Source organism: Castellaniella sp. (genome assembly GCF_034675845.1).
Classification (GTDB): domain Bacteria; phylum Pseudomonadota; class Gammaproteobacteria; order Burkholderiales; family Burkholderiaceae_B; genus Castellaniella.
The window spans coordinates 448,138-471,045 of sequence record NZ_JAUCCU010000001.1 but is presented as its reverse complement, the minus strand read 5'-3'; the positions used below and the strand labels follow the sequence as shown (position 1 = coordinate 471,045).

Genomic DNA, 22,908 nt, shown 5'->3' with positions numbered 1-22,908 from the left:
CCATGAAAAAGGCTCCCGAGGGAGCCTTTTTCATGGATGCGAAGACCCTGGCGGGCAAAGCATATCAGTACACGCCTTGGGCCAGCATGGCGTCGGCAACCTTGACGAAGCCGGCGATGTTGGCACCGTTGACATAATTGACCTTCCCGTCTTGGCTGCCATATTGCAGGCAGTTTTGATGGATGTCGCGCATGATGTCGTGCAGCTTGGTGTCGACCTGTTCGCGCGTCCAGGCCAAGCGCTGGTGGTTCTGGCTCATTTCCAGGCCCGAGACGGCCACACCGCCCGCGTTGCTGGCCTTGCCGGGCGCATACAGCACGCCAGCCGCAATCAAGGCATCCGCCGCCTCGATGCTGCAGGGCATGTTTGCGCCTTCAGCCACGCAGCGCACGCCGTTGGCGATCAGGGTGCGGGCATCGTCGATGTCGAGTTCGTTCTGGGTGGCGCAGGGCAGGGCAACATCCACCGGCACATGCCAGGGACGCTTGCCGTCTTCATAGCGCAAGCCAAATTGTTTTGCGTATTCTTCGATGCTGCCGCGCTTGCCGTTTTTCAGATCGATCAGGGCGGCGAGTTTTTTGGGGCTGAAGCCTGCCGGGTCGACGACGCAGCCATGAGAATCCGAGACCGTGACCACGCGGGCACCCAACTGCATGCACTTTTCGATGGCGTACTGGGCCACATTGCCTGAACCCGACACTGCAACCTTATAGCCTTCCAGGGACTGATTGGCGTGCTTGAGCATTTCTTCGGCGAAATATACGGTGCCATAGCCGGTGGCTTCGGGGCGAATCAAGCTGCCGCCAAAGGCCAGGCCTTTGCCGGTGAATACGCTGCCAGTGTTGTTCGAGAGTTTCTTCATCATGCCGACCATGAAGCCGACCTCGCGGGCACCGACGCCGATATCCCCTGCCGGGACGTCGGTGTCCGGTCCCAGGTGGCGATACAGTTCCGTCATCAGCGCCTGGCAAAAACGCATGACTTCAGCGTCGGATTTGCCCTTGGGGTCGAAGTCGGATCCGCCCTTGCCGCTGCCCATGGGCAGGGTGGTCAAGGCGTTCTTGAAGGTTTGCTCGAAAGCCAGAAACTTAAGAATGGACAGGTTCACCGAGGGGTGAAACCGCATGCCGCCCTTATAAGGACCGATGGCCGAGCTGTGCTGGATGCGAAAACCTCGGTTGACACGGGTATTGCCGGTGTCATCCATCCAGCAGACGCGAAACTGGATGGCGCGTTCGGGTTCGACGATGCGCTCAAGCAGTGCCTGGCTGGCATAGCGTGGGTTTTGCTGAATGAAGGGCCACAGGCTGTGCATGACTTCTTTGACAGCCTGCATGAATTCGGGTTGGTGTGGGTCGCGTGCCTGTAGCTGGGTTAGAAATTGATCGACGGAAGGAAGACTCATGAAAGATGCTCGCTTATTTCTTCATCATGTCAAAAAATTCGGCGTTGTTTTTGGTGGCCCGGATTTTGTCCAGGATGAATTCCATCGATTCGACTTCATCCATGTCGTGGATGAATTTGCGTAATACCCAGACTTTCTGTAAAAGTTCGGGTTTGATCAGGAGCTCTTCGCGACGCGTGCCGGATTTGTTCAGGTTGATGGCCGGATAAATACGTTTCTCGGCCAATCGCCGTTCGAGGTGCACTTCGGAGTTGCCGGTGCCCTTGAATTCTTCGTAAATGACTTCGTCCATGCGGCTGCCGGTCTCGATCAGGGCCGTGCCGATGATGGTCAGGGAGCCGCCTTCTTCGAGATTGCGGGCTGCCCCGAAAAAGCGCTTCGGGCGCTGCAAGGCATTGGCATCCACCCCGCCGGTCAGGACCTTGCCGGAGGCGGGCACCACGGTGTTGTAGGCGCGCGCCAGGCGGGTAATGGAGTCCAGCAGGATCACCACGTCTTTTTTCAATTCGACCAGGCGCTTGGCTTTTTCGATGACCATTTCGGCCACCTGAACGTGGCGCGTGGCAGGCTCGTCGAAGGTGGAGGCAACGACCTCGCCGCGCACGGTGCGCTGCATTTCGGTGACTTCTTCGGGGCGCTCGTCCACCAGCAGCACAATCATCACGGCGTCGGGATAATTGGTGGTGATGGCATGGGCGATATGCTGCATCATCACGGTCTTGCCGGATTTTGGGCTGGCCACGATCAGGGCGCGCTGGCCTTTGCCGATCGGGGCAAAAATATCCATGATGCGCCCGGTGATGTTTTCCTTGCTCTTGATGTCCCGTTCGAGAATCATGGGCTTGTCAGGATGCAGCGGCGTCAGGTTCTCGAACATGATCCGGTGCTTGATGGCCTCGGGCTGCATGCCGTTGACCTTATCGACCTTCACCAGGGCGAAATAGCGTTCGCCATCCTTGGGTGTGCGGACTTCGCCTTCGATGGAGTCCCCGGTGTGCAGGTTAAAGCGCCGGATTTGCGAAGGCGAGATATAGATATCGTCGGTGCTGGCCAGATACGAGGTATCGGGTGAGCGCAGAAAGCCAAAGCCATCAGGCAGGACTTCCAGGACCCCGTCGCCGAAGATCTGTTCCCCCTGTTTGGCGCGCCGTTTCATGATGGCAAACATCAGTTCCTGCTTGCGCAGTCGGCTGGCATTGTCGATCTCGAGATCGGCAGCCATGTCGAGCAGCTGCGAGACGTGCAGCGCTTTGAGTTCATTCAGGTGCATGGAGAGAAAAGGATAGAGTCGTGGAGTCGTGGGCTGATCAGGGTCCCTGGTCAGCCTGCATTCACTGCGGATGATGGGAGAGAATCAGAGAGATTCGTCGAGGAAGGCCTGGAGCTGGACGCGCGACAGGGCACCGACCTTGGTGGTGGTGACTTTGCCGTCTTTGAACAGCATCAGGGTCGGGATGCCACGCACCCCGTATTTGGTGGCGCTGTCTGGGTTTTCGTCGACGTTGAGTTTGGCGATGGTGACGCGGCCCTGATATTTTGCGGCTGCTTCGTCGAGCAGGGGGGCAATCATTTTGCAGGGGCCACACCATTCGGCCCAGTAATCGACCAGGACGGGGAGTTCGGATTGGAGCACGTCATTTTGGAAGGACGCATCGCTTACGTGCTTGATGGAGTCGCTCATAGTGCGGGTAGTGTGCGCAAGTGCTAGGAAAAGGAGTGCCAGGGGCGGGTGAGCGCCGCCGCGCGAGACGGGTAGTTTGGCCCGTTGAGGATAAGCATACCATTATCTTCGTAAAATGGTGGTCTTTTTGATTGCATTTATCGGACAGCACAGTGAGTACAGCACGCTATGACGAGTCATCGATCCATGTCCTGAAGGGGCTGGAGCCCGTACGCCAGCGCCCCGGAATGTATACGCGCACCGACAACCCGCTGCATATCATCCAGGAAGTCATCGACAATGCCGCCGATGAGGCGTTGGCCGGTTTTGGGCGGCGCATTGCCGTCACCCTGCATGTGGATGGCAGCCTGTCGGTCGAGGACGATGGCCGTGGCATTCCGGTGGGTGAACACCCCGAGGAACATGTGCCGGTGGTCGAGCTGGTCTTTGCCAGATTGCACGCAGGCGGCAAGTTCAACAAGACCGATGGCGGTGCCTATGCCTTTTCGGGCGGCTTGCATGGGGTCGGGGTGTCGGTCACCAATGCCTTATCCACCCGGCTTGAGGTCACCATCTGGCGCGATGGCGGCGAGTACCGCATCGTCTTTGCCGATGGGGCGGTGCTGGAGCCACTGGCGCAGGTGGGCACGGTGGGCAAGCGCCGTAGCGGCACCCGGGTACGGGCGTGGCCCGATGCGCGTTATTTCGATTCGGCACAGGTGCCTTTGGGCGACCTGGAACACGCTCTACGCAGTAAGGCGGTCTTATTGCCCGGCACGCGAGTATCGCTGGACATTGAAAAAACTGGTCAACAGCGGGAATGGCACTATGAATCCGGCCTAAGCGGTTATCTGGCCGAAGCGCTGGGCGACACCCCGTTGCTGGTGCCCACGTTCGCAGGCCAGCAGTATGCTGCCGATGATGACGAGCAATACAGCCTGGGCGAGGGTGCTCAGTGGGTGGTCGTCTGGACCACGGAAGGTGCTGTGGTGCGCGAATCCTACGTAAATCTGATTGCTACCTCGGCAGGGGGCACCCATGAATCGGGCCTGCGTGAAGGATTGTTCACGGCGGTGAAATCCTTTGCCGAGTTGCATAATCTGCTGCCCAAAGGCATACGGTTGCTCCCTGAAGACGTCTTTGCCCGCGCCAGTTTTATTCTGTCGGCCAAGATCCTGGACCCGCAATTTCAGGGCCAGATCAAGGAACGGCTGAATAGCCGCGATGCGGTGCGTCTGGTGGGGGGCTATCTGCGTAATGCGCTGGAACTCTGGCTGCATGCCAATGTGGAATACGGCAAGCGCCTGGCGGAACTGGCCATTGGCCAGGCCCAGGCGCGCACACGGGCTGCGCGCAAAGTCGAAAAACGCAAGGGTTCGGGGGTGGCGGTATTGCCCGGCAAACTGACCGATTGCGAGTCCTCGGACGTGACGCGCACCGAGGTGTTCCTGGTCGAAGGGGACTCGGCTGGCGGGTCGGCCAAAATGGGCCGCGACAAGGAATTTCAGGCAATTCTGCCGTTACGTGGCAAGATCCTGAATGCCTGGGAGGTCGAGCGCGACCGTTTGTTTGCAAACAACGAAATCCACGATATTTCCGTGGCGATCGGGGTGGACCCGCATGCGGCAGGGCAGGATGTGGATCTGTCCGGTCTGCGTTATGGCCGAATCTGTATTTTGTCGGATGCCGATGTCGATGGGGCGCATATTCAGGTATTGTTGCTTACCTTGTTTCTGCGCCATTTTCCACGCCTCATCGAGGCAGGCCATATTTATGTGGCGCGTCCGCCACTGTTTCGGGTGGATGTGCCGGCAGCCGGGAAACGCCCGGCGCGCAAGCTATATTGCCTGGACCAGTTGGAATTGGATGCGGTTCAGGAAAAACTGCGTACCGAGGGGCTGCGCGAAGGGGTCTGGCGCATCAGCCGCTTCAAGGGCCTGGGCGAAATGAATGCCGAGCAACTGTGGGACACAACCTTGAACCCGGATACTCGCCGCCTGGCCCAGGTGCGTCATGGTGACGACGGACAGGTTTCCTCGATGCGCCTGTTCGACATGTTGATGGCGCGCGGTGAGGCGAATCAGCGACGCAGTTGGCTGGAGGCCAAGGGCAATCTGGCCGAGGTCGATGTTTAAGGACAGTTGGCCTGTTTCTTTGCCTGGAACCCGCCAGAGACTGCGGGTCTGGACCCACCTGCACAATGCTTAGGAAATCATAATGGATGTAAATACACCGGATCTTTTGACGGCCGGGGAGGATGACGGCCTGGTGCTGGCCCGCTATGCCGAACAGGCATATCTGGACTATGCCGTGTCGGTGGTGCGGGGCCGTGCCTTGCCGGAAGTCTCGGATGGTCAAAAACCTGTCCAGCGGCGTATCTTATATGCCATGGATGCCATGGGCTTGGGCCCCCAGGCGCGTCCGGTCAAATCCGCCCGGGTGGTGGGGGATGTACTGGGCAAATACCATCCCCACGGCGATCAGGCGGCCTATGATGCCATGGTACGTATGGCGCAGGATTTCGTCTTGCGCTATCCCCTGGTCGATGGTCAGGGGAATTTTGGCTCGCGCGATGGTGATAATGCCGCAGCCATGCGCTACACCGAGGCCCGCCTGACGCCGTTCTCGCGCTTGTTGCTGGATGAACTGGACGAAGGCACGGTGGATTTTCTGCCCAATTATGACGGTAGCCAACAAGAACCCGTCTGCCTGCCCGCCCGCCTGCCCATCATGCTGCTTAATGGCGCATCGGGCATTGCCGTGGGCATGGCCACCGAAATCCCATCGCATAATCTGCGCGAGGTTGCCCAGGCCTGTGTAGCCCTGCTGCGCAAGCCGACCTTGCCCGATGAGGATCTCTACCGGATGATTCCGGGGCCCGATTTTCCGGGTGGCGGCCAGATTATTTCTTCGCCGCAGGATATTGCGCAGATATATGCCAGCGGGCGCGGCAGCCTGAAGGCTCGGGCGTGTTGGCATTTCGAGGATCTGGCCCGGGGGCAATGGCAGATGGTGGTCACCGAACTGCCGCCCGGCACATCGAGCCAGAAAATCCTGGAAACCATTGAAGACCTGAGCAATCCAAAGCCGCGGGCGGGCAAGAAATCCCTGTCGGCTGAACAGCAGCAAACCCGCGCCCTGGTGCTGGGGCTGCTGGATGCGGTGCGCGACGAGTCCGGCAAGCAAGCGCCGGTGCGGCTGGTGTTCGAGCCTAAATCCCGCACCATTGACCGGGATGAGTTTGTCAATCTGCTGTTGGTACGCACAGGCCTGGAAGGCAATGTGCCGCTGAATCTGGTGTGTATTGATACCGATGGCCGACCGGGCCAGCGCAGCTTGCGTCAGGTGCTGGAGTCCTGGCTGGCGTTTCGCGCGCAGACAATCAATCGGCGCACGCGTCACCGGTTGGATAAGGTCATGGATCGCATCCATATTCTGGAAGGTCGCAGCATTGTCTATCTGAATGTCGACGAGGTCATCCGGACGATCCGCGAGGCCGACGAGCCGCGTGCGGCCCTGATGGAGCGATTTGCCCTGACGGAACGCCAGGCCGACGATATCCTGGAGATGCGCTTGCGCCAATTGGCCCGCCTGGAAGGCATCCGGATCGAACAGGAACTGCTGAAAAAGCGCGAGGAACAAGACGCCTTGCAGCACTTGCTGGATAACCCCGATGCTTTCAAGCGCCTGATGATTCGCGAGATCGAAGCCGATGCAAAGCAGTATGGTGACGACAGGCGCACCCTGATCGAGCCGGCTGATCGGGCCGTGATGGAGGCCCAGGTGCTGGACGAGCCCGTCACGGTCATCATGTCGCAAAAAGGCTGGCTGCGGGTGCGCCAGGGCCATGGGCATGATGCGATGCAGTTTGGCTTCAAGGCGGGCGACGCGCTGTATGACGCGGTGGAGTGTCGCAGCACACAAGAGCTGATTGCCTTGTCCAGCACGGGGCGCAGCTATTGCGTGGCGGTGTCAGGCTTACCGTCGGCCCGGGGGGATGGCCAGCCCGTCACGTCCATGCTGACGCTGGAGCCGGGCAGCCGGATTGTGCATATGCTGGTGGCTGATCCCGCCCAGCGTCTTTTGCTGGGCGTCGCGTCGGGCTATGGTTTTGTGGCGACAGCAGGAGACATGGCGACGCGCCAGCATGCGGGCAAGCAATTCGTGACGGTGGACCAGAAAGATGTCTTGCTGAAACCTCTGTACCTGTCGCCAGAGCACCATGCTGTGGCTTTGCTCAGCGAAAAAGGCAAGTTCCTGGTGGTGGGGCTGGAGGAACTGAAGGGGCTCTCCGGTGGCGGGCGCGGCACGATATTGATGGGTCTGGACGCTGGTGATAGCCTGGCGCAGTGGGCTGCCGTGGGGCCGTCCGGCGTGCTGTTGCGCGGGGTATATCGGGCACGGGATACCGAACTGAGCCTATCGCTGGATGATCTTGCGACCTATGTGGGGCGGCGGGCGCGCAAGGGCAAGTTGCTGGAGGTCAAGATCAAGCAACCCAGTCTTTGGTCTGGTGGACTGTGAGACAGTCTTTGATTGTCCGTTGGTTTAGGGCTGGGCGCGATAAAATGGAGCCAGGCCATTTTTATCGGAATTCATGATGAGCTTCAAAGTCTTGGTGCAACCTGCCGGTCGGGAATTTACGGTCGAACCAGGGCAGACCATTCTGGATGCGGCGCTTGATGTCGGCCTGATTCTGCCGTACAGCTGCCGCAATGGCACCTGCTCCACCTGCCGTGGGCGGGTGGTGTCGGGCGATTATGACGCGGGGGCGGCCCCGGACCGGATTCTGGATGCGTCGGACCGGGCGCAGGGCTATACCTTGTTGTGCCAAGCCCGACCCAGTTCGGATGTGGTGATCGAAGCCGAGGAAGTTCGCATGCGGGGCGATATCGTGGTGCGCAAGATGCCGGTGCGGGTGCAGACGATCAGCCCGCTGGCTGAGGACGTACTGGAGATCACCTTGCAATTGCCCTCAGCCGAGGCCTTTGTCTTTCAGCCGGGGCAGTATCTGGAGTTCTTGTTCAAGGACGGCAGCCGCCGCAGCTATTCCATGGCGTGCGCCCAGGCTCAGGATCATCGGATCAGCCTGCACGTACGGCATATGCCGGGCGGGATGTTCACGGATCGGGTGTTTGGCCTTGGGGATACACCGTTGAAGTCCAAAGATATCTTGCGCATCGAAGGCCCCTTGGGCTCGTTCTTTTTGCGGGATGATGATTGCCCGATTTTGTTTCTGGCCAGCGGCACGGGCTTTGCGCCCATCAAGGCCATGATTGAAGGCATGCTGCTGCGCGGGGATACACGCCCGGTGGTGTTGTATTGGGGCGGGCGGCGGCCGGCAGATCTGTATCAGCTGGACTTGGCATTGGCCTGGCAGGATCAGCAGGCCGGATTCAGCGTGGTGCCGGTGGTGTCGGACGCCTTGCCCGATGATGCCTGGACGGGTCGCACAGGTTGGGTGCATCAGGCGGTGATGACGGACTTTCCGGATTTGTCCGCGCACCAGGTCTATGCCTGCGGCACCCCCGCCATGGTCGAGGCCGCCCGTCGGGACTTTGTCCAGCAGTGCGCGCTGCCGCTGGATCGGTTTTATGCCGATGCTTTTACCTCCGAGGCCGATCTGGCCGGAGTGCAGGCATGAAAATTGTGGTGCTGGGCGCGGGTGTGATCGGCGTCTCCAGCGCCTGGTGGCTGGCGCGCGCCGGTCACGAGGTCGAAGTCATCGAGCGTCGGCCAGGGGTCGCCTTGGAAACCAGTCGCGCCAACGGTGGCCAGATTTCCGTCTGCTATGCCGAACCCTGGGCCAGTGCCCATACCCTGAAAAAAGTCTTGCGTTGGGTGGGTCGTGCCGATGCGCCGTTGCGCGTCAGCCTGCAGGCCAGCCCCCGGCAGTGGCTGTGGTGTGCCCGCTATCTGTCCGAATGCCGGGCACCTCGGTTTGTCGCCAATTTGCGTGCCATGGTGGCGCTGGCGCAGTACAGCCGTGCGACCCTGGGTGAACTGCGGACTCAGTTGCATCTTGATTATCAGCAGTTGCAGCGCGGCATTCTGGCCTTTTACCGCGATCCGCAAGAATACGAACACGCCCAAGCCAGCGCTGCTTTGATGCGCGAACTGGGGGTGGATCGACGGGTCGTCGATACGGCCGAGGTCCTGCGCATCGAGCCTGCCTTGGCGGCGGCCCGGGACCCGATTGTGGGTGGGGACTATACCGAGACAGATGAGTCTGGGGATGTGCACTTGTTTACCCGAGCCCTGGCTGAACGCGCGCGGGCAGCTGGGGTGATGTTTCGCTACAACACGCGGGTCAATCGCCTGGTGGCTGTTGATGGCCGGGTGTCGGTGGCCGAGCTTGTCGAGCCGGACGGTTATTTTCGATCTGTGCGGGCGGATGTTTTTGTGGTGGCGCTGGGCAGCTACAGCCCCCAGTTGCTGGCGCCACTGCATGTGGCATGCCCGGTCTGGCCCGTTAAGGGCTATTCCGCCACTTTTTCCCTGAAGGACCCGCAGGCAACGCCTGTGGTCAGCCTGGTGGACCAAGAGGCCAAAATCGTGACTTCGCGCCTGGGCAATCACTTGCGGATGGCGGGTACGGCAGAACTGGGCAGTTATTCGCGGATTCTGGATACGGGTCGTTGCAATCAGTTGGTTGAACACGCCAAGTCCTTGTTTCCAAATGCCCTGGATTTTGCTAATGTTCAGTTCTGGTCTGGCCTGCGTCCGACGACACCCTCCAATGTGCCGCTGATCGGGCGCACCCGGTTGCGTAACCTGTATCTGAACACAGGACATGGCAGCTTGGGCTGGACCATGGGTGCTGGGTCTGGCCGCGTGTTGGCCGATCTGATTTCAGGGCGTGTGCCCGATATCTCTTTTCCTTTTTTGAGCTGATTCATGATGAGATTTTCCTTTGGCACCGGCGTACGAAGCTCGGGATTTTCTGCTGCCTGCCTGATGGCCGCAGCCGCCGTGACGGTGCCGGCTTATGCCGCCACCGATGTACCGGTGTGGGTCAGCCTGAATGGACACAATGCCGATGTGTTCGAGTCCCTGACAAAAGCCTATAACCGCAGCCAGTCCGATGTCCAGGTCCAGGTTCGCAATTTCAGCACCCCCGAGGCCTTGAGCCAAGCCCTGGATGCGGCTGCTCGTGATAAAAAACTGCCGGCGCTGGCGCAGCTGGGCGATAGCCACACCCTAGAGGAAATCTCTCGGCGTTCTTATGTGCAGCCGCTGCACGCTTTGCAAAAATCCGGCCCCCTGAAAGGCATCCAGTGGTTTGTGTCTTCCGATAATGCCTTTATCCATGACCCCAAAGGGCAGCTCATGGCATTTCCGGCCATGCTCGAAATCCCGGTCATGTACTACAACCAGGATGCTTTCAAAAAGGCCGGCCTGGCGCCTGCCGCCCCGCAGCGCACCTGGATCGATCTCCAGGGCCAGTTGGTCAGCCTGGCCAATAATGGCTCGCGCAAATGTCCCTTGACGTCGGATCTGCCAGTCTCGATCAATCTCGAAAATCTGGCCGCCGTCAATAACCAGCTGTATGCCAGTGCCGATAACGGCCTCAAGGCGAAAGGCGGGCTGCCCAGTTTTTCCTTTGATCTGACCTATGTGCGTCACTTGTCCCTGATGATCAGCTGGGTGCGTGCCGAAATCATGACGCGGCCGGATGTGGGGGTTCAGTCCATTCAGCGCTTTGCCCAGGGCGAATGTGCGGTGATGATGTCTGGCTCTGGCCATATCGGGGCCTTCAATGATCAAAGCAAGCTGCATTATGCTGTCTCAGGCCTGCCTTATTACCCCGAAGTCACTAAAGTCCCCGGCAATCCCTTCGTCAGTGGTGCAGGCCTGTGGGTCATGAAGTCACCTAAGCCCGTCACGGATGCCACCGCTGGTTTTCTGGGCTGGTTGGCGCAGCCCGAACAGGCTGCTCGCTGGTACCAGCAGACTGGTTACCTGCCGATGACGCAGGCCGCCTTCAAGGACACACCCGCCAGCTTCTATAAAAACCTGGGTCAATGGCGTGAACTGGTGGCGGTTTATGCAGGACGTTCCGCCGTCACGGGACAAGGCTTCCGCATCCATAATTATCCCGCCATCCGCACGCGCTTTCAGCAGATTCTGACCGCCGCCCTCGATGGCCAGCAGCCGGCCGTGACTGCGCTGAACCTGGCTTCCGCCGAAGGCAACCGTCTGGCTCGCCAGCGTTGACAAGCCCTCTGGGGCATTTTTAGCCCTGCGTAGTTCCCAGTCTGGTGGTCGCGCCGCCATCAGGCCACCATAGGCACCTGATTCCCTGAATCCGGTGCCTTTTTTCAGGCCGCCGCATCCAGGGAGACTCCTGGGGGAACGGCATGATGAGAATGTTCGGCATTATCTGGCTGGCGGCAAGCCTGACCGGGTGCGTTACAACCGACGGCCACCGTTGGTGGCGTGAGATGACCGGGATGGGGCCAGCGACAGGCACGTACCATTTCGATTGGCGTTTGTCGGGTGATCCAGACCTTGCGCCATTGCAGGTCTTTGATGATGGGCGGGACACCTGGCTGCAGTATCCCGTCGGCCAGTCAGCACCGGCATTGTTTGCCCGCACAGCGGCCGGCGATCGCCTGCTGCGGCCACGGCGCGAAGGCGACTACCTGGTGGTCAGCGGTGTCCATGATTATTTGTTGATGCGTGGCGGGCTGCTGCAGGCCGAGGCGCGTCGTCAGGCCTTGAGTGCGCAGGACGTGGGCAGTAGGGATATCCAGGTATCGGACGCATCCACTGCGCCGGCGACGTCCGAGCCATCCGTCCCTGTGTCTGCTTCGCCGTCACTGCCGGTGGCGCCGACTGTTGTCCTTGCCGGGCCTGCACCGATGCTGGCCAGTGCGATGGTGAAGCTGCCGGTGCCTGCCATGCCCATACCCCTGAAGCCTGTACCGGCACGGTTCGAGGTCACGCCTGCTGATGGCAATGTCCGTCGTGCCTTGGCGCGGTGGGCGCGCACGGCTGGCTGGGCGTTCGATGCAGAGCATTGGGCTGTGGATGTGGATATTCCCCTGGCAGGTTCAGCGGTCTTTGACGAGCCATTCAGGGGGGCGGTGCGTAGCCTGCTGGCAGCCACCGAGCTGGGTGATCGTCCCCTGCAGCCTTGTTTTTATGCCAATCAGGTGTTGCGCGTGGTGTCGCTGGCCCAGCGCTGTGATCGCACTCAAGGGTCAGGGGTGGAGTCATGAGACAGCACCTGATTCGCAGTCTGTTGCTGGTGGGCCTGGCCTTGCCTGGCTGCGCCTTGCAGCAACGCATCCAACAGGCCAAGCAGGATTACCAGCAGACCGATCATGCCGTCGTCGATGGCCATGAACGCTTTGCCCGTTCGTTGACCGATCAGGCTCAGCGCCGTGCCGCGCAGGAAATCGCCAAGCCCTGGGTGGCGGGGCGTGCCCAGCCTTTGGCGCGCGAACTGTCCTTGCCCGCCGCGCTGCGCGCGCATGTGCGTACGACCTTGCTGTTTGCCGATGGCGCGGATGATTTGCGCCAGATCGCCCGACGCATCTCTGCGGTCACCAGTATTCCGGTCTATGTACGCCCGGACGCCTTGTTGCCTGCCTGGAGTTTTCTGCCGCGCCTGGCCGTCGAGACTCGGTCGGACTCGATGGATGCGGATCAGCCGCCGCCGTTTGACCTGGCGGCGGGGCCTGCGCCTTTACCCGATATTCTGGATCGGTTGGTGGCCCGCCTGGGGGTCTGGTGGCGCTATAGCCAGGGGCGTATTGAATTCTTCCGCACGGATACTCGGGTCTTCAATGTGCGTGCGTTGACGCTGGATGCTCGTGCTCAGGCCTCCCTGGGGCTGGGCGGGCGTCAGGCCGAGGGCGGATTCATCAGTACGTCCAGCACGCAGCTCAGCAGCGGCGAACAGGACGTCATGAAAACGGTGCGGGCGCGCATTGAACCGTTCTTGTCGCGTGCAGGCCTGCTGGTGGCCGAGCCAGGCGCGGGGTCGACCGTGGTCGTTACGGACACCCCAGAGGTCCTGGATCGCATCGCGCTTTACCTGGATCAGGAAAACCGGGCGCTGACGCGGCGGGTACGCCTGGTATTCGAAGAACTGACGGTGGCCTTGAGTGAGCAAGCCCACGCCAGTCTGGATTGGAACCTGGTGTTTTCCGGGGCAGGCATGGCTGCGGGCCTGGCTGTCCCCGCCTTCACCAGCGGGGCGGTTGCAGGCAGCGTAGGGCTTGGGATTACCCAGGGGAGCATGAGCGGCAGCGAGGCCATTATTCGAGCCTTGGGCGAGTCGGTGCAACTGGTGCGACGCAGCAGCGTGCCGATGTTGACCTTGAATCGTCGCCCAGTCACTCATGCTGTGCGGACAACCTTCTCTTATATCGATCGGGTGGAAACCACCCCGATGTCCGGGACCAATGGGCTGGCCGTGCCGGCTGTATCGGTCAATCAAAAGGAAGAAACAGTGGGATCGCTGCTGACCTTGGTGCCGGATGCCCAGGATGATGGACAGATTCTGTTGTCGCTGGCCTATGACAATACGGTGGCGCAACCCCTCAAGACCGTCACGTTTGGGGATCGTGAAAACCCTTTGCAATTGCAACAGCTGACTGTGGAAGGTAATGGGACGGTGCAACAGCTGGCCTTGCAGCCAGGGCAGCCGCTGGTGGTGTCCGGCTTTGACCGTCAGCAATCGGAATCTGCCGCGCGACGTCTTAATCCAGGCTTACCCGCCATTCTGGGCGGCGGAAATCGGGTGGATGCCCAGCGGCTGGCCACCTTGTTGATTATTACCGCCCAAGTCGAAGAAGGGCTTTGACCATGACTGCCACACGACTTGTCTCGGTGCAGCAGTTGCCCTTGGCTTTTGGTCTGGACTGGTTGCCTGTGCTGGGAGACCCCGCATTGGCCTGTGCCCAGGCCCGGCGTGAAGGCGCTTCGCATCTGGTGCTGTCCGGCAACCCGCCAGCCGCATTGGGATTGGCGTATGGGCTGCTCAGGGCGCAGGCCTGCTGGTCAGCGGCGGATTTGCTGGCGCGCGAATATCCCCAGGGCACCTGGGCCTGCATGCTGTTGCTCGATGGTCAGACGTGGCATGTCCTGGCCTGCCACGAAGGGGTGGTGCTGGTCCGGGCTGACCGCAGTTATCCTCAGCCTGAACTCGCCCGTCAGGCAATTGAAGACCTGCGCCTGGCGTATCCGCGCCTGCAATTGTTGGACCCGCATGCGTCGGCTGATGATTTGTTGCAGCGCTTGGCTCGTCGGGCTGCGGTCGCTCCTGCCTTGCAGGGCATCCGTCCCGTGCGTACCTACCGGATGTTGCTGGCCGGGGGCTTGCTCAGTCTGCTCTGGTGGGGCTATGCCTATGGCTTGCCGCAGAGTTCGGCGCGGTCGACGCCGGATGCGGCTCAGGCTTGGCAGCATGTTCTGAACCAGTCCCTGTCTCGCCACCCTTTGCATGGCGAGACAGGCACCCGTGCTCTGCTGCAGGCCATGTATCTGCAACCGGTGCGATTGGCTGGCTGGGTGCTCAAGGACTTGCAATGCCAGCCCGGCAGCGTGGCGACGGTCTGGCAATGTCGCAGCGAATATCGACGGCTGGATTTACAGGCGGATAACCGGGGCTTGTTGCAGGCGGCTCCGCCTGGCTGGCGCCTGGATTTTCCCTCGTTGGATCAGGCTCAGGCCAATTGGAGCATGGCGCTGGATGGGCAGATCGCCGACCCCCAGGCCTTGCCGCAGGCGCGTTTGGTCGCGCGTGATTGGGCCAGTGCGCTGCAGGCGGTCTTGCCTGCTTTCACGGCCTTGCGGGTGCAGGGCCCAAAGCCGCTGGCCGTCCCGCCGCCGCGTGACGCCGATGGGCAGGCGCTGCCCATGCCGCCGGATTTTCCCAGGTTGGCCACCAGAGCCGTCAAGGTCGAGGGGCCGTTGCGCTCCGCTGGCCTGCTGGTGCCTTTGTCGCGTGCCGTGTCCTGGCACAAGGCGGTTGTCACCCATGCGCCCGGCACACGCCCAGGTCTGAAGTCCAGCCGCCTGGTTTTGCATTTAGAGGGGGCCTTGTATGAAAACCGTTGATCGAACACTGTGCTGCCTATCATTGACGTTGGGTTTGCTGGGGCCGGGGGGGGGCTTGGGCGCAGGAGCTCCCGTCGGCGGCTACCGAGCAATGGGAGACTCAGTCGGTACGCGAACTGATGCAGCGAGATTTACAGGATGCACTGGGCGATGCTGCAAAACCTGCCCAAAAGCGTAGCGATTCCCGCCCCCTGGCTTCTGTGCAGGCGGTGCTGGCTCCCAGGCTGGTGGCTTTATATGGGGTTGGGGCGGTGCTGATGGCCGAAGTCCAAGTTGGCCAGCAGGCCTATCTCTATGTACGGGGCCAGCCCTTTCCGGCAGGGTACGTCGGGGATGCCGGGGTGTACCAACTGCGCGGCATGAATGGCGCTTGCGTGCAGCTGGAGCGCGGCGAGGATCGCCATTCGCTGTGCCTGCGCATGTTGCTTGGCGGGGGCCAGCCATGAAAGCCTGGTCTTCCGTCTTGCGCTTATCCGAGCCCTTGCCGCCCTTCGATTTGTCGGCAGCTGTTCTGATTGAACGCGCCGAACAGTTGGCTGCGTTGCTGCCCCCGGTTCAGCGGGTCATGGCGCGGCAGTTCGATGTGCAATCGCTGGCGGATCGTATCTGCCCGGTGGAGCGGGCCGATGGCAGCATCACAGTTCTGGCGCGGGCCGAATATGTGGGCGGCGATCAGGCGGATGCCCTGGTGCGGCGCATCCAGGCGGCAGGGCACCGTTTATCGTCACCCGCCCGCTATGTGCTGCCCGCCGCCTTGTTGATGGCGCTATCGCGGGATTCGGATACGGCAACGCTGACCTTGTTGCCGACAGATCGTACGCCGACGGCGCTGGCCGGGGTATTTCAAGATCTGGTTGAATGGGGCGTGCGCCAGGAGGCCAGCGACTTGCACCTGAATGTTTATCGCGATTTGCCGCAGTCCGAGGTTCGTTTCAGCGTGGCGGGTCGGTATATTGCACCAGCGCGTTTCAGCCCCATGCCCACAGACTTGCTGATGGACGTGCTGGCGGTGGCCTGGATGGATATTCAGGGGGGTAATGGGGCGGTATTCGATCCCTTGCAAGAGCAGCAGGGCAGTTTGCAACGCCGGGTGGATGGCCGTGCCTATACCTTGCGTTGGGCGTCGCTGGCGGCCGAGCGAGGCCCCAGTGTCTGTCTGCGGTTCTTGTCGCGCGATGCCGTCACTCAGGTCGCTGACCTGGGCAGCCTGGGATACAGGCCGGACCAAGTCGCATGTTTTGATCGCGTGATGCGCTCCGAAGGGGGTGCCATTGTGCTGGCTGGCACTGTGGGTTCGGGTAAGTCCACTACCTTGGCGACGTTGATTCGGGCCTTGCCGGACCACCATAAGGTCATCACGCTGGAAGAGCCTGTCGAATATCGCATTGAGGGGGCGGTGCAGAACACCATCAGCCGGGACCTGGATCAACAGGCCAATGATCGGTATGCCGCAAAATTGCGCACGCTCAAACGCTCAGCCATGAGCGATGTGCTGCTGGGGGAAATTCGCGACGCCGATAGCGGGTTGGCCTTCATGGATCTGGCAGGCTCTGGCGTCAATATCTATACCACGGTGCATGCGCCATCGGCACGGGCCATTATCGATCGTCTGTCGTCTACTTTTATTGGGGTCCCGCGCGACTTTCTGGAGACGCCGGGAATGCTGAAGCTGTTGGTGTTTCAGGCCTTGCTGCCACAGCTCTGTCCCGCGTGTGCGTTGCCAGCCACTGCAGCGGCCCTGCAGCGACAGGATGGTGGCCGCCAGGGTTTGGCCCGCTGGGCGCAATGGCTGGGTTGGATCGAGTCCGGCTGGGGGCTAGCGGCTGACCAATTGCGGCTGCGTAATCCAGTGGGTTGTGCGCAGTGCCGCGTGCCGCAGTTACCCGAACTGGCCGGCTATCAGGGGCGAACGGTGGCGGCCGAACTGCTGGAGCCGGGCTTGGGGGCCAGCTATGCGGCAGCAGCAGGGGGCGGCTTTCTCCCGCATCCCCTCCAGAGCGCTTATGCGCATGCAATGCACAAAGTCGCTGTCGGGCAGGTGGATCCGCGCGATGTCGAGGGCCGCTTCATGGCTTTCGAAACGCTGGTGTTGCGCTGTCGCCAGCATGGGGTATCGATGCTGGACCCCGGAGGCTGGTCATGAGTTGGATACGAATCGGACTGGCCCGCTGGCGCTGGCGCTTGGATGTCTGGCAGTTTTCTGGTCGGCGTGCCGATTATTTCGCTTATCTGCACGCAGTGCTGACGGCCACCCAGGGACGTCTGACTATCCGTGAATTATTTGATCGGGATGCGCTGCGCTATGGCCCACGCACCGTGCGTGGGCGGCTTTCTCGTGGTTGGTCGCAGGCCTGCGAGGCTAGCGGCGGAGACTTGCACGCAACCTGGCGTGGGTGTTTTCCGCCCGATGAGCGGGCTTTGGTGCAGGTGGCCCAGATGTTTGGCAATGCCCGCTTGCTGGCCTGCTTCGAGTCGCTGGCTCAGCATCTGGATCTGTTGATTCGAGCTCGACAATTGCTGTGGAGCACGTTGGGGGCTGCAGCGCTGGCGGTGCTGGTGGTCAGTGCCCTGGTACTGGCCTTGCCCGCCTGGACAGTGCCTTCTTTGCAGCAGGCTTTTCAGGGCTTGCCCGACCTTTTTTATGGTCCCTGGGCACGATCCTTATTTGCCAGTGCCAAGGCGCTGGACACTTGGGGGGTGGGTATTCCGCTGGTCGCGCTGGCGGCCGTCTTGTGCGGCGCGCTGACGCTGCCCCGGACCTATGGGCCCTGGCGTCAGTTGCTGGATCGTTTTGGTCCGTGGCGCTTGTATCGCCAGATCCAGGCATTACGGATGATGGCGCTGGTATCGATTCTGCTGCGGCCTGGCGCAGGTGGCGCTACCCAATTACGTGCGGTATTGGTGTTGTTGCTGCAGCATGCCAGCCCCTGGCTGGCGGCTCATCTCAGGCACATGGTGGGGCGCCTGGATCGGGGGTTTAACGGCGCGGCGGCGCTGGATACCGGCCTGCTGGATCGGGATCTCTACTGGTATTTGCTGGATCTGGAGGCGGCCCATGGCTTGCAGCCAGCTTTGCAGGCGGTGCATGCCCGGATGGCGACTGTCTGGTTTACACGGATTCGGCTGCAGGCCCAGGGGTTGCGCTGGTTGGTCCTGCTGGCGGGGGTGGCCAGCGTCCTGAGCATAGGTCTGTGGCATTACGCAGCCATTGACGAGCTGCGTCGCGGTTGGATGATGTTTCACGCCAGTCAATAGGGGCTGGTGTCATACAGCCGGAGAACGGCTAAAGGAGAGCAGCAATGCATACTGACCAGACCCTGCTGTGCGGGGCTTACAGGATCAGGCAGCGACAGGCACAACGCGGGTTTTCGCTGATCGAGGTCTCTATTGTGACGGCGATTGTGCTGTTGATTGCAGTCATAGGCATCCCGGCCATCGGCGGCTACGTGATGGAAAACAAGGTGCCCAAGGTTGGCGAGGAACTGGCGCGCTTCATCATGCAGACCCGGGTGAATGCGGGCTCCTCGGGCGATGTGCCGTATACGGATATCGGGACGGAGAATCTGGCTTCGATGGTGGCCGACTCCACAGTGCTGGGCTTAAGCAGCGATGGCACGGTGCGTCATGGCCTGGGCAGCGGGGGCAGCATCGAAGTCGAGGCCAGTGATGGGGGCGCTGGTTTTGTTCTGCGCTTGTCGCAGGTCAATCACGTTGCGTGCCCCTCGATTGCTTCAGTCTTGCAGCGCATGGCCGAGCAGATCACCGTGACTGGTGATGGCGGTGCTGCCAAGACCGTCAAGGATGAGGCCACCCCGTATAGCGCCTTGGCGGCAGAGGCGGCCTGCAGCCGGGGGGATGTCAATCAGTTCGCTTTCCATGTGCGCTGAGCCTTGCACGCCGCCGGCCCGGCATCCGAGACAGCGGGGTTCCTTATTGCTGGAGCTGATGGTGGTGGCCGTGCTCGCCACGCTGTTGGTCGTCTGGGCCAGCCAGACTTGGGCGCAGCGCATCCGGGTGCTGCAGGCCCAGGCGTTGGCCGCCTGGATGCTGCCTGCCCGCGATGCTGCCCAGGCCTTATTGGTGCATCATGGCGCACAGCTTCAGCAAGCGGAGGCGCCAGATGCCATGGGTGAATACGGCATTGCCGATTGGCGGTCTCCGCAATGGACAGAGCTGCAGGCGCTCGGGCTGCTGGCGCCTGGTTGGCAGAAATCCGGGCCTTTGCGCCAACAGTTGGATTTGCAGATTCAGCGTTCAGATAGCTGCCCTCAAGCGCCTTGTCGGTTGCAGGCCTTGGTGCTTGCCCAACCAGGATTGCTGCGTACCGAAGGCGGGATGGATGCGTTTCTGGTGGCCGAATGGCTGCAGGCCACCCAGGGTCGAGGCTTGGTGGTCTGGCCGCAGGCACTCCAGCAGCTCAGGGGGGCAGGGCGGATGATCAATTTGCCACCATCCAGTCGCTGGGGGCCGGGTACGGTCGCTTTGCAGGCCGAGCTGACTTTGGCACAGGATACCGTGGGCGATCCAGACTCGGAGTCCGGTCCACAGGTCGATCCTGTCGATCACAGCGAGTTTTTGCGTGTCCGGGATTCGCGCAATCCGGATTTTCAGGGGGCAGTAAGCGCGCGTGGCTTGGTACGCAGCGACACTTGGCTGCAAGGTCAGGAAGGTCTGCTGCTGGTCAAGGGGGTGGCGTCTGGTGGGGTTTGTGCGACAGAAGGGGGGATTGGGCGCCAGGGTGTACGGCCCGGCCTGCTTGTCTGTCATCAAGGCCGCTGGCAGCAATTGGCTGGGCCCGCAGGAGGGGGCTATTTGCTGAGTTCAAAGTATGGTTGTGCCGGTAAGTTAAGCAACTTCACCGGCAACCCGCTGACAGGGGCTTGTTCCTGTGGGGCAGGCTACCAAGCCATTCAGGTGTCCGAAAGTGGAGACATGGCCCATGTGGATGGATTATCGCGTGGCTATATCTGTATTCCAGGCTCTTGATGAAAGCTCAGCGGGCGCCATCGCAGGTTTTGCGATGGCGCCCGCTGGCTGTGGGGGCGGGAAAGCCAACCCCCACATGCTTGCTTACTGGCCGCTCCAGGCCGCGATGATAGCGCGCTCGTCGTCGGTCATTTGCGTGAGGTTAGCCAGTGGCATGTACTGATTGCCTACCACCAGTTTGATCTGGGCCGCATGCTGCAGGGTTTCGGCCTCTGTGTCCAGCATGATGCCCGCCGGGGCAGCGGCAAAACCAGCCTGAGTAGGTTTGGCCGAATGGCATTCCACACAACGGGCTGCGATGATGTCATGCACCTGCTGGACCGTGACAGCGGCGGCTGCACTGCTGCCCGGCCTGGCCAAGCACCGGAGCTGCGGCAGGCGCGGGGGCTGCGATCCAGCCGATCAATGCCAGGGTGATGATGCCCGCTGCAGGGTAGCGCAGGTCGTTCTTGCCCAGGTGGCGCAGCACAAAGTACTGACGGATCACCCCACCGGCAAAGATGAACAGCGCCATGATGATCCAGGCGTATTCGTTCGAGTACGTGAACGAATAGTGGTTGCTGAGCATCAGGAAGATCACCGGCAAGGTGAAGTACGTGTTGTGGACAGAACGTTGTTTGCCCCAGGCGCCATCCAGTGGGTTGGGTTTTTCGCCCGCCTTCAGCGCCTTCACCATGCGTCGCTGGCCGGGAATGATCCAGAAGAACACGTTGGCCGACATGCAGGTGGCCATCAGGGCGCCCGTGATCAAGAAGGCTGCACGGCCCGGGAAGATCTGGGTGGTCAGCCAGGCAGTCACCACCATCATCACGGCAACGGCAACACTGAGCCAGCCATCATTGTTCACCGTGGGGCTGATGATGCGGCACAGGCGCGAGTAGATGTTGTAGCCCACCACCAAAAACAGCACAGCCAGGGTGCCGGCTTCCATGCCGGTCATGTTGCGGGCCCATTCCCAGGGGCTGTTCGGGTTGACCAGATAAATATCGGCCCTCAGCAGGTACAGCAGCACGAAAATCCCGAAACCGGATAGCCAGGTGGTGTAGGCTTTCCAGAACGACCAGTGCAGATCGGGTGGCAGCTCTGGCGGGTTGGTCAGGTATTTTTGATTGTGGTAGAAGCCGCCGCCGTGCACGGACCACATTTCACCAAAAACCCCCAGTTTTTTGCTGTGTTCGCCTTTGGGCGGATGCAAGCTGAGGTCGAGCATGACGAAGTAAAACGATTCGCCAATCCAAGCAATGGCTGCGATGACATGTAACCAGCGGATCAGCAGATTGCCGTATTCCAGAAAAAAACCTTCCATGACGAGGTCTCCTCTAATTTTATATTTGATCAGGATTCATGACGTAAGGTCTGAAGTGCCGCCCCCTGTGATTTTTTGTGGGGACGGATTCAGAGAATACTGAGAAATGGAATAGGTCTTAGCTGCCGCGATAGGTAGACCAAGTCCAGGGCGTCACGACCAGCGGCACGTGGTAGTTCTGCTCGGGGTGCGCCACCCCGAAGCGCAGGACCACGACGTCCACGAAGCGTGGCTCTGGTAGGCTGATGCCTTTGGCTGAGAAATAATCCCCAGCATGGAAAACCAGCTCGTAGGTACCCTTGATCAGGGCATCGCCACTGAGCAAAGGCGCATCGCAGCGGCCATCGTGATTGGTGGCCGTCTGTGTCAGCAGGGTACGCGTGTCGCCGTCCAGGCGATAGAGTTCCAGGGCGACGCCCTGAGCCGGAACACCGTGAACAGTGTCCAGGACATGGGTGGAAAGTTTTCCCATGGTAGTAATCCCCGGTCAGTATCCTGCCAGTGGGCCCCCGGTATGGCCGTCCCGGCACAAGTGACCGGTTCGCGTCGGGCTGGTGGATGCCAGGCCCGTCGGGGCAGGATGGTTTAAGTCGGATGATGAATGGTCCAACAGCAGTTTTCATCAGCGCCGACATATTGTCAACAATTTGTGTTGACGATTTTCGCGTGATCAACAATAATTGTCAACAATTTCCTTGATCATGTGTTTCGATGCTTCAACTCAAACCTCAGCGTTCGGCCGCGCCCGACCTGCAAGCCCCTCGGGCCTCGTCGCTGCGCAAACCGAAATCCTCCAGCAACTCCACCGAGGTCCAACGTGTCTACGATGCAATCTTTGACGCAGCCATGGACCGTCGGCTGCTGCCTGGTGCCAAGCTGACCGAAGCCACGCTATGTTCTATTTTTGATTGCTCGCGCAGCACGGTCCGGACTGCCTTGGCTCAGTTGGCGCACGACAAGATCGTGCTGATCGAGCCAAATCGCGGGGCTCGGGTCTGGCAGGCCTCAGCCAAGGAAATCCGGGATGTGTTTGCTATGCGTCGCGCCCTGGAGGGCATTGCGATCGACCAGTTGGTACGGCTGGACGACCTGGATGTCCGGCTGAAACCGCTGGACGACATGGTCAGCCGAGAACAGCAAGCCTACGAACAGGGTGATCGCACCAGTTGGCTGCGTCTGTCCAATGCGTTTCATGTGGAATTGGCTCGGGTGCTGGACAACCAGGTGCTGATCGAGATGCTTTCCGGGCTGTGCGCCCGTACGACACTGATCATTGCCCTGGGGGACGGGCCAGAGGGCACGGCCTGCTCGTATGTCGAGCATCAGGACATTCTGGGCCATATCCGTCAGCGCGATGCCCAGGGGGCCAAGTCCGCCATGGACCACCATTTACAAGATTGCGAACAGCGGATGGAGACCCCGGCAACGGGTGTTGTCGATCCCTGGTCGGCCTTCAGCGTAGCACGCTGATGTTCATTT

The 22,908-nt window shown here is 60.8% G+C and carries 18 protein-coding genes and 1 pseudogene; 14 read left to right on the top strand and 5 right to left on the bottom strand.

All coding sequences use genetic code 11. The features are described from left to right. Nucleotides 1-64 precede the first annotated feature (64 nt). From gdhA to trxA, 3 genes are all read right to left on the bottom strand, one after another. Nucleotides 65-1,405: an NADP-specific glutamate dehydrogenase gene (gdhA, locus tag VDP81_RS02310; RefSeq protein WP_322994606.1), complete on the bottom strand. Its 1,341-nt coding sequence runs from the start codon at nt 1,403-1,405 to the stop codon at nt 65-67. A gap of 13 nt (nt 1,406-1,418) precedes the next feature. Beyond that, nucleotides 1,419-2,675, bottom strand: a complete 1,257-nt coding sequence (gene rho, locus VDP81_RS02305; protein ID WP_322994607.1) for a transcription termination factor Rho — start codon at nt 2,673-2,675, stop codon at nt 1,419-1,421. Between the two features lie 84 nt (nt 2,676-2,759). Beyond that, nucleotides 2,760-3,086 carry a thioredoxin TrxA gene (gene trxA, locus VDP81_RS02300; RefSeq protein WP_322994608.1) on the bottom strand — a complete coding sequence of 109 codons (327 nt, stop codon included), beginning with the start codon at nt 3,084-3,086 and terminating at the stop codon, nt 2,760-2,762. A gap of 152 nt (nt 3,087-3,238) precedes the next feature. Between trxA and VDP81_RS02295 the strand changes: the two genes are divergently transcribed. From VDP81_RS02295 to VDP81_RS02235, 13 genes are all read left to right on the top strand, one after another. After that, nucleotides 3,239-5,200: a DNA topoisomerase IV subunit B gene (locus tag VDP81_RS02295; protein WP_323011418.1), complete on the top strand. Its 1,962-nt coding sequence runs from the start codon at nt 3,239-3,241 to the stop codon at nt 5,198-5,200. 82 nt (nt 5,201-5,282) lie between these two features. Continuing rightward, nucleotides 5,283-7,589 carry a DNA topoisomerase IV subunit A gene (parC, locus tag VDP81_RS02290; RefSeq protein WP_323011417.1) on the top strand — a complete coding sequence of 769 codons (2,307 nt, stop codon included), beginning with the start codon at nt 5,283-5,285 and terminating at the stop codon, nt 7,587-7,589. A gap of 76 nt (nt 7,590-7,665) precedes the next feature. Further along, nucleotides 7,666-8,709, top strand: a complete 1,044-nt coding sequence (locus VDP81_RS02285) for a CDP-6-deoxy-delta-3,4-glucoseen reductase (protein WP_322995357.1) — start codon at nt 7,666-7,668, stop codon at nt 8,707-8,709. Continuing rightward, nucleotides 8,706-9,959: a D-amino acid dehydrogenase gene (locus VDP81_RS02280; protein ID WP_322994611.1), complete on the top strand. Its 1,254-nt coding sequence runs from the start codon at nt 8,706-8,708 to the stop codon at nt 9,957-9,959. The genes VDP81_RS02285 and VDP81_RS02280 overlap by 4 nt, the downstream gene beginning before the upstream one ends. A gap of 3 nt (nt 9,960-9,962) precedes the next feature. Further along, nucleotides 9,963-11,282 carry an extracellular solute-binding protein gene (locus VDP81_RS02275; RefSeq protein WP_323011416.1) on the top strand — a complete coding sequence of 440 codons (1,320 nt, stop codon included), beginning with the start codon at nt 9,963-9,965 and terminating at the stop codon, nt 11,280-11,282. A 143-nt stretch (nt 11,283-11,425) separates the two neighbouring features. Beyond that, entirely contained in the window at nt 11,426-12,289 is an 864-nt protein-coding gene (locus VDP81_RS02270; RefSeq protein WP_323011415.1) for a TcpQ domain-containing protein, read from the top strand. Beyond that, nucleotides 12,286-13,881, top strand: a complete 1,596-nt coding sequence (locus VDP81_RS02265; protein ID WP_323011414.1) for a hypothetical protein — start codon at nt 12,286-12,288, stop codon at nt 13,879-13,881. Before VDP81_RS02270 ends, VDP81_RS02265 begins: the two co-directional genes overlap by 4 nt. A gap of 2 nt (nt 13,882-13,883) precedes the next feature. Then, nucleotides 13,884-15,137, top strand: coding sequence for a hypothetical protein (locus VDP81_RS02260; RefSeq protein WP_322994615.1), 1,254 nt, complete (start codon nt 13,884-13,886; stop codon nt 15,135-15,137). A gap of 119 nt (nt 15,138-15,256) precedes the next feature. Next, nucleotides 15,257-15,583 (top strand): hypothetical protein, encoded by a 327-nt coding sequence (locus VDP81_RS02255; protein ID WP_323011413.1) that lies wholly within the window; start codon nt 15,257-15,259, stop codon nt 15,581-15,583. Continuing rightward, nucleotides 15,580-17,280, top strand: coding sequence for an ATPase, T2SS/T4P/T4SS family (locus VDP81_RS02250; RefSeq protein WP_322994617.1), 1,701 nt, complete (start codon nt 15,580-15,582; stop codon nt 17,278-17,280). Before VDP81_RS02255 ends, VDP81_RS02250 begins: the two co-directional genes overlap by 4 nt. Next, the gene (locus VDP81_RS02245; RefSeq protein WP_322994618.1) at nt 17,277-18,392 is read left to right on the top strand and encodes a pilus assembly protein; all 1,116 of its coding nucleotides are present in this window, start codon (nt 17,277-17,279) and stop codon (nt 18,390-18,392) included. Before VDP81_RS02250 ends, VDP81_RS02245 begins: the two co-directional genes overlap by 4 nt. A gap of 44 nt (nt 18,393-18,436) precedes the next feature. Beyond that, entirely contained in the window at nt 18,437-19,024 is a 588-nt protein-coding gene (locus VDP81_RS02240; protein ID WP_322994619.1) for a pilin, read from the top strand. Further along, nucleotides 19,014-20,123 (top strand): hypothetical protein, encoded by a 1,110-nt coding sequence (locus tag VDP81_RS02235; RefSeq protein WP_323011412.1) that lies wholly within the window; start codon nt 19,014-19,016, stop codon nt 20,121-20,123. Before VDP81_RS02240 ends, VDP81_RS02235 begins: the two co-directional genes overlap by 11 nt. 84 nt (nt 20,124-20,207) lie before the next feature. Here VDP81_RS02235 and VDP81_RS02225 read toward each other — a convergent pair. Next, nucleotides 20,208-21,429 (bottom strand): annotated as a pseudogene (locus VDP81_RS02225) (urate hydroxylase PuuD). A gap of 118 nt (nt 21,430-21,547) precedes the next feature. Further along, nucleotides 21,548-21,901 (bottom strand): hydroxyisourate hydrolase, encoded by a 354-nt coding sequence (uraH, locus tag VDP81_RS02220; protein WP_322994622.1) that lies wholly within the window; start codon nt 21,899-21,901, stop codon nt 21,548-21,550. A gap of 239 nt (nt 21,902-22,140) precedes the next feature. On the opposite strand from uraH, the gene VDP81_RS02215 reads away from it, so the two are divergent. Next, nucleotides 22,141-22,899 carry a GntR family transcriptional regulator gene (locus VDP81_RS02215; RefSeq protein WP_323011409.1) on the top strand — a complete coding sequence of 253 codons (759 nt, stop codon included), beginning with the start codon at nt 22,141-22,143 and terminating at the stop codon, nt 22,897-22,899. Nucleotides 22,900-22,908: the final 9 nt, after the last annotated feature.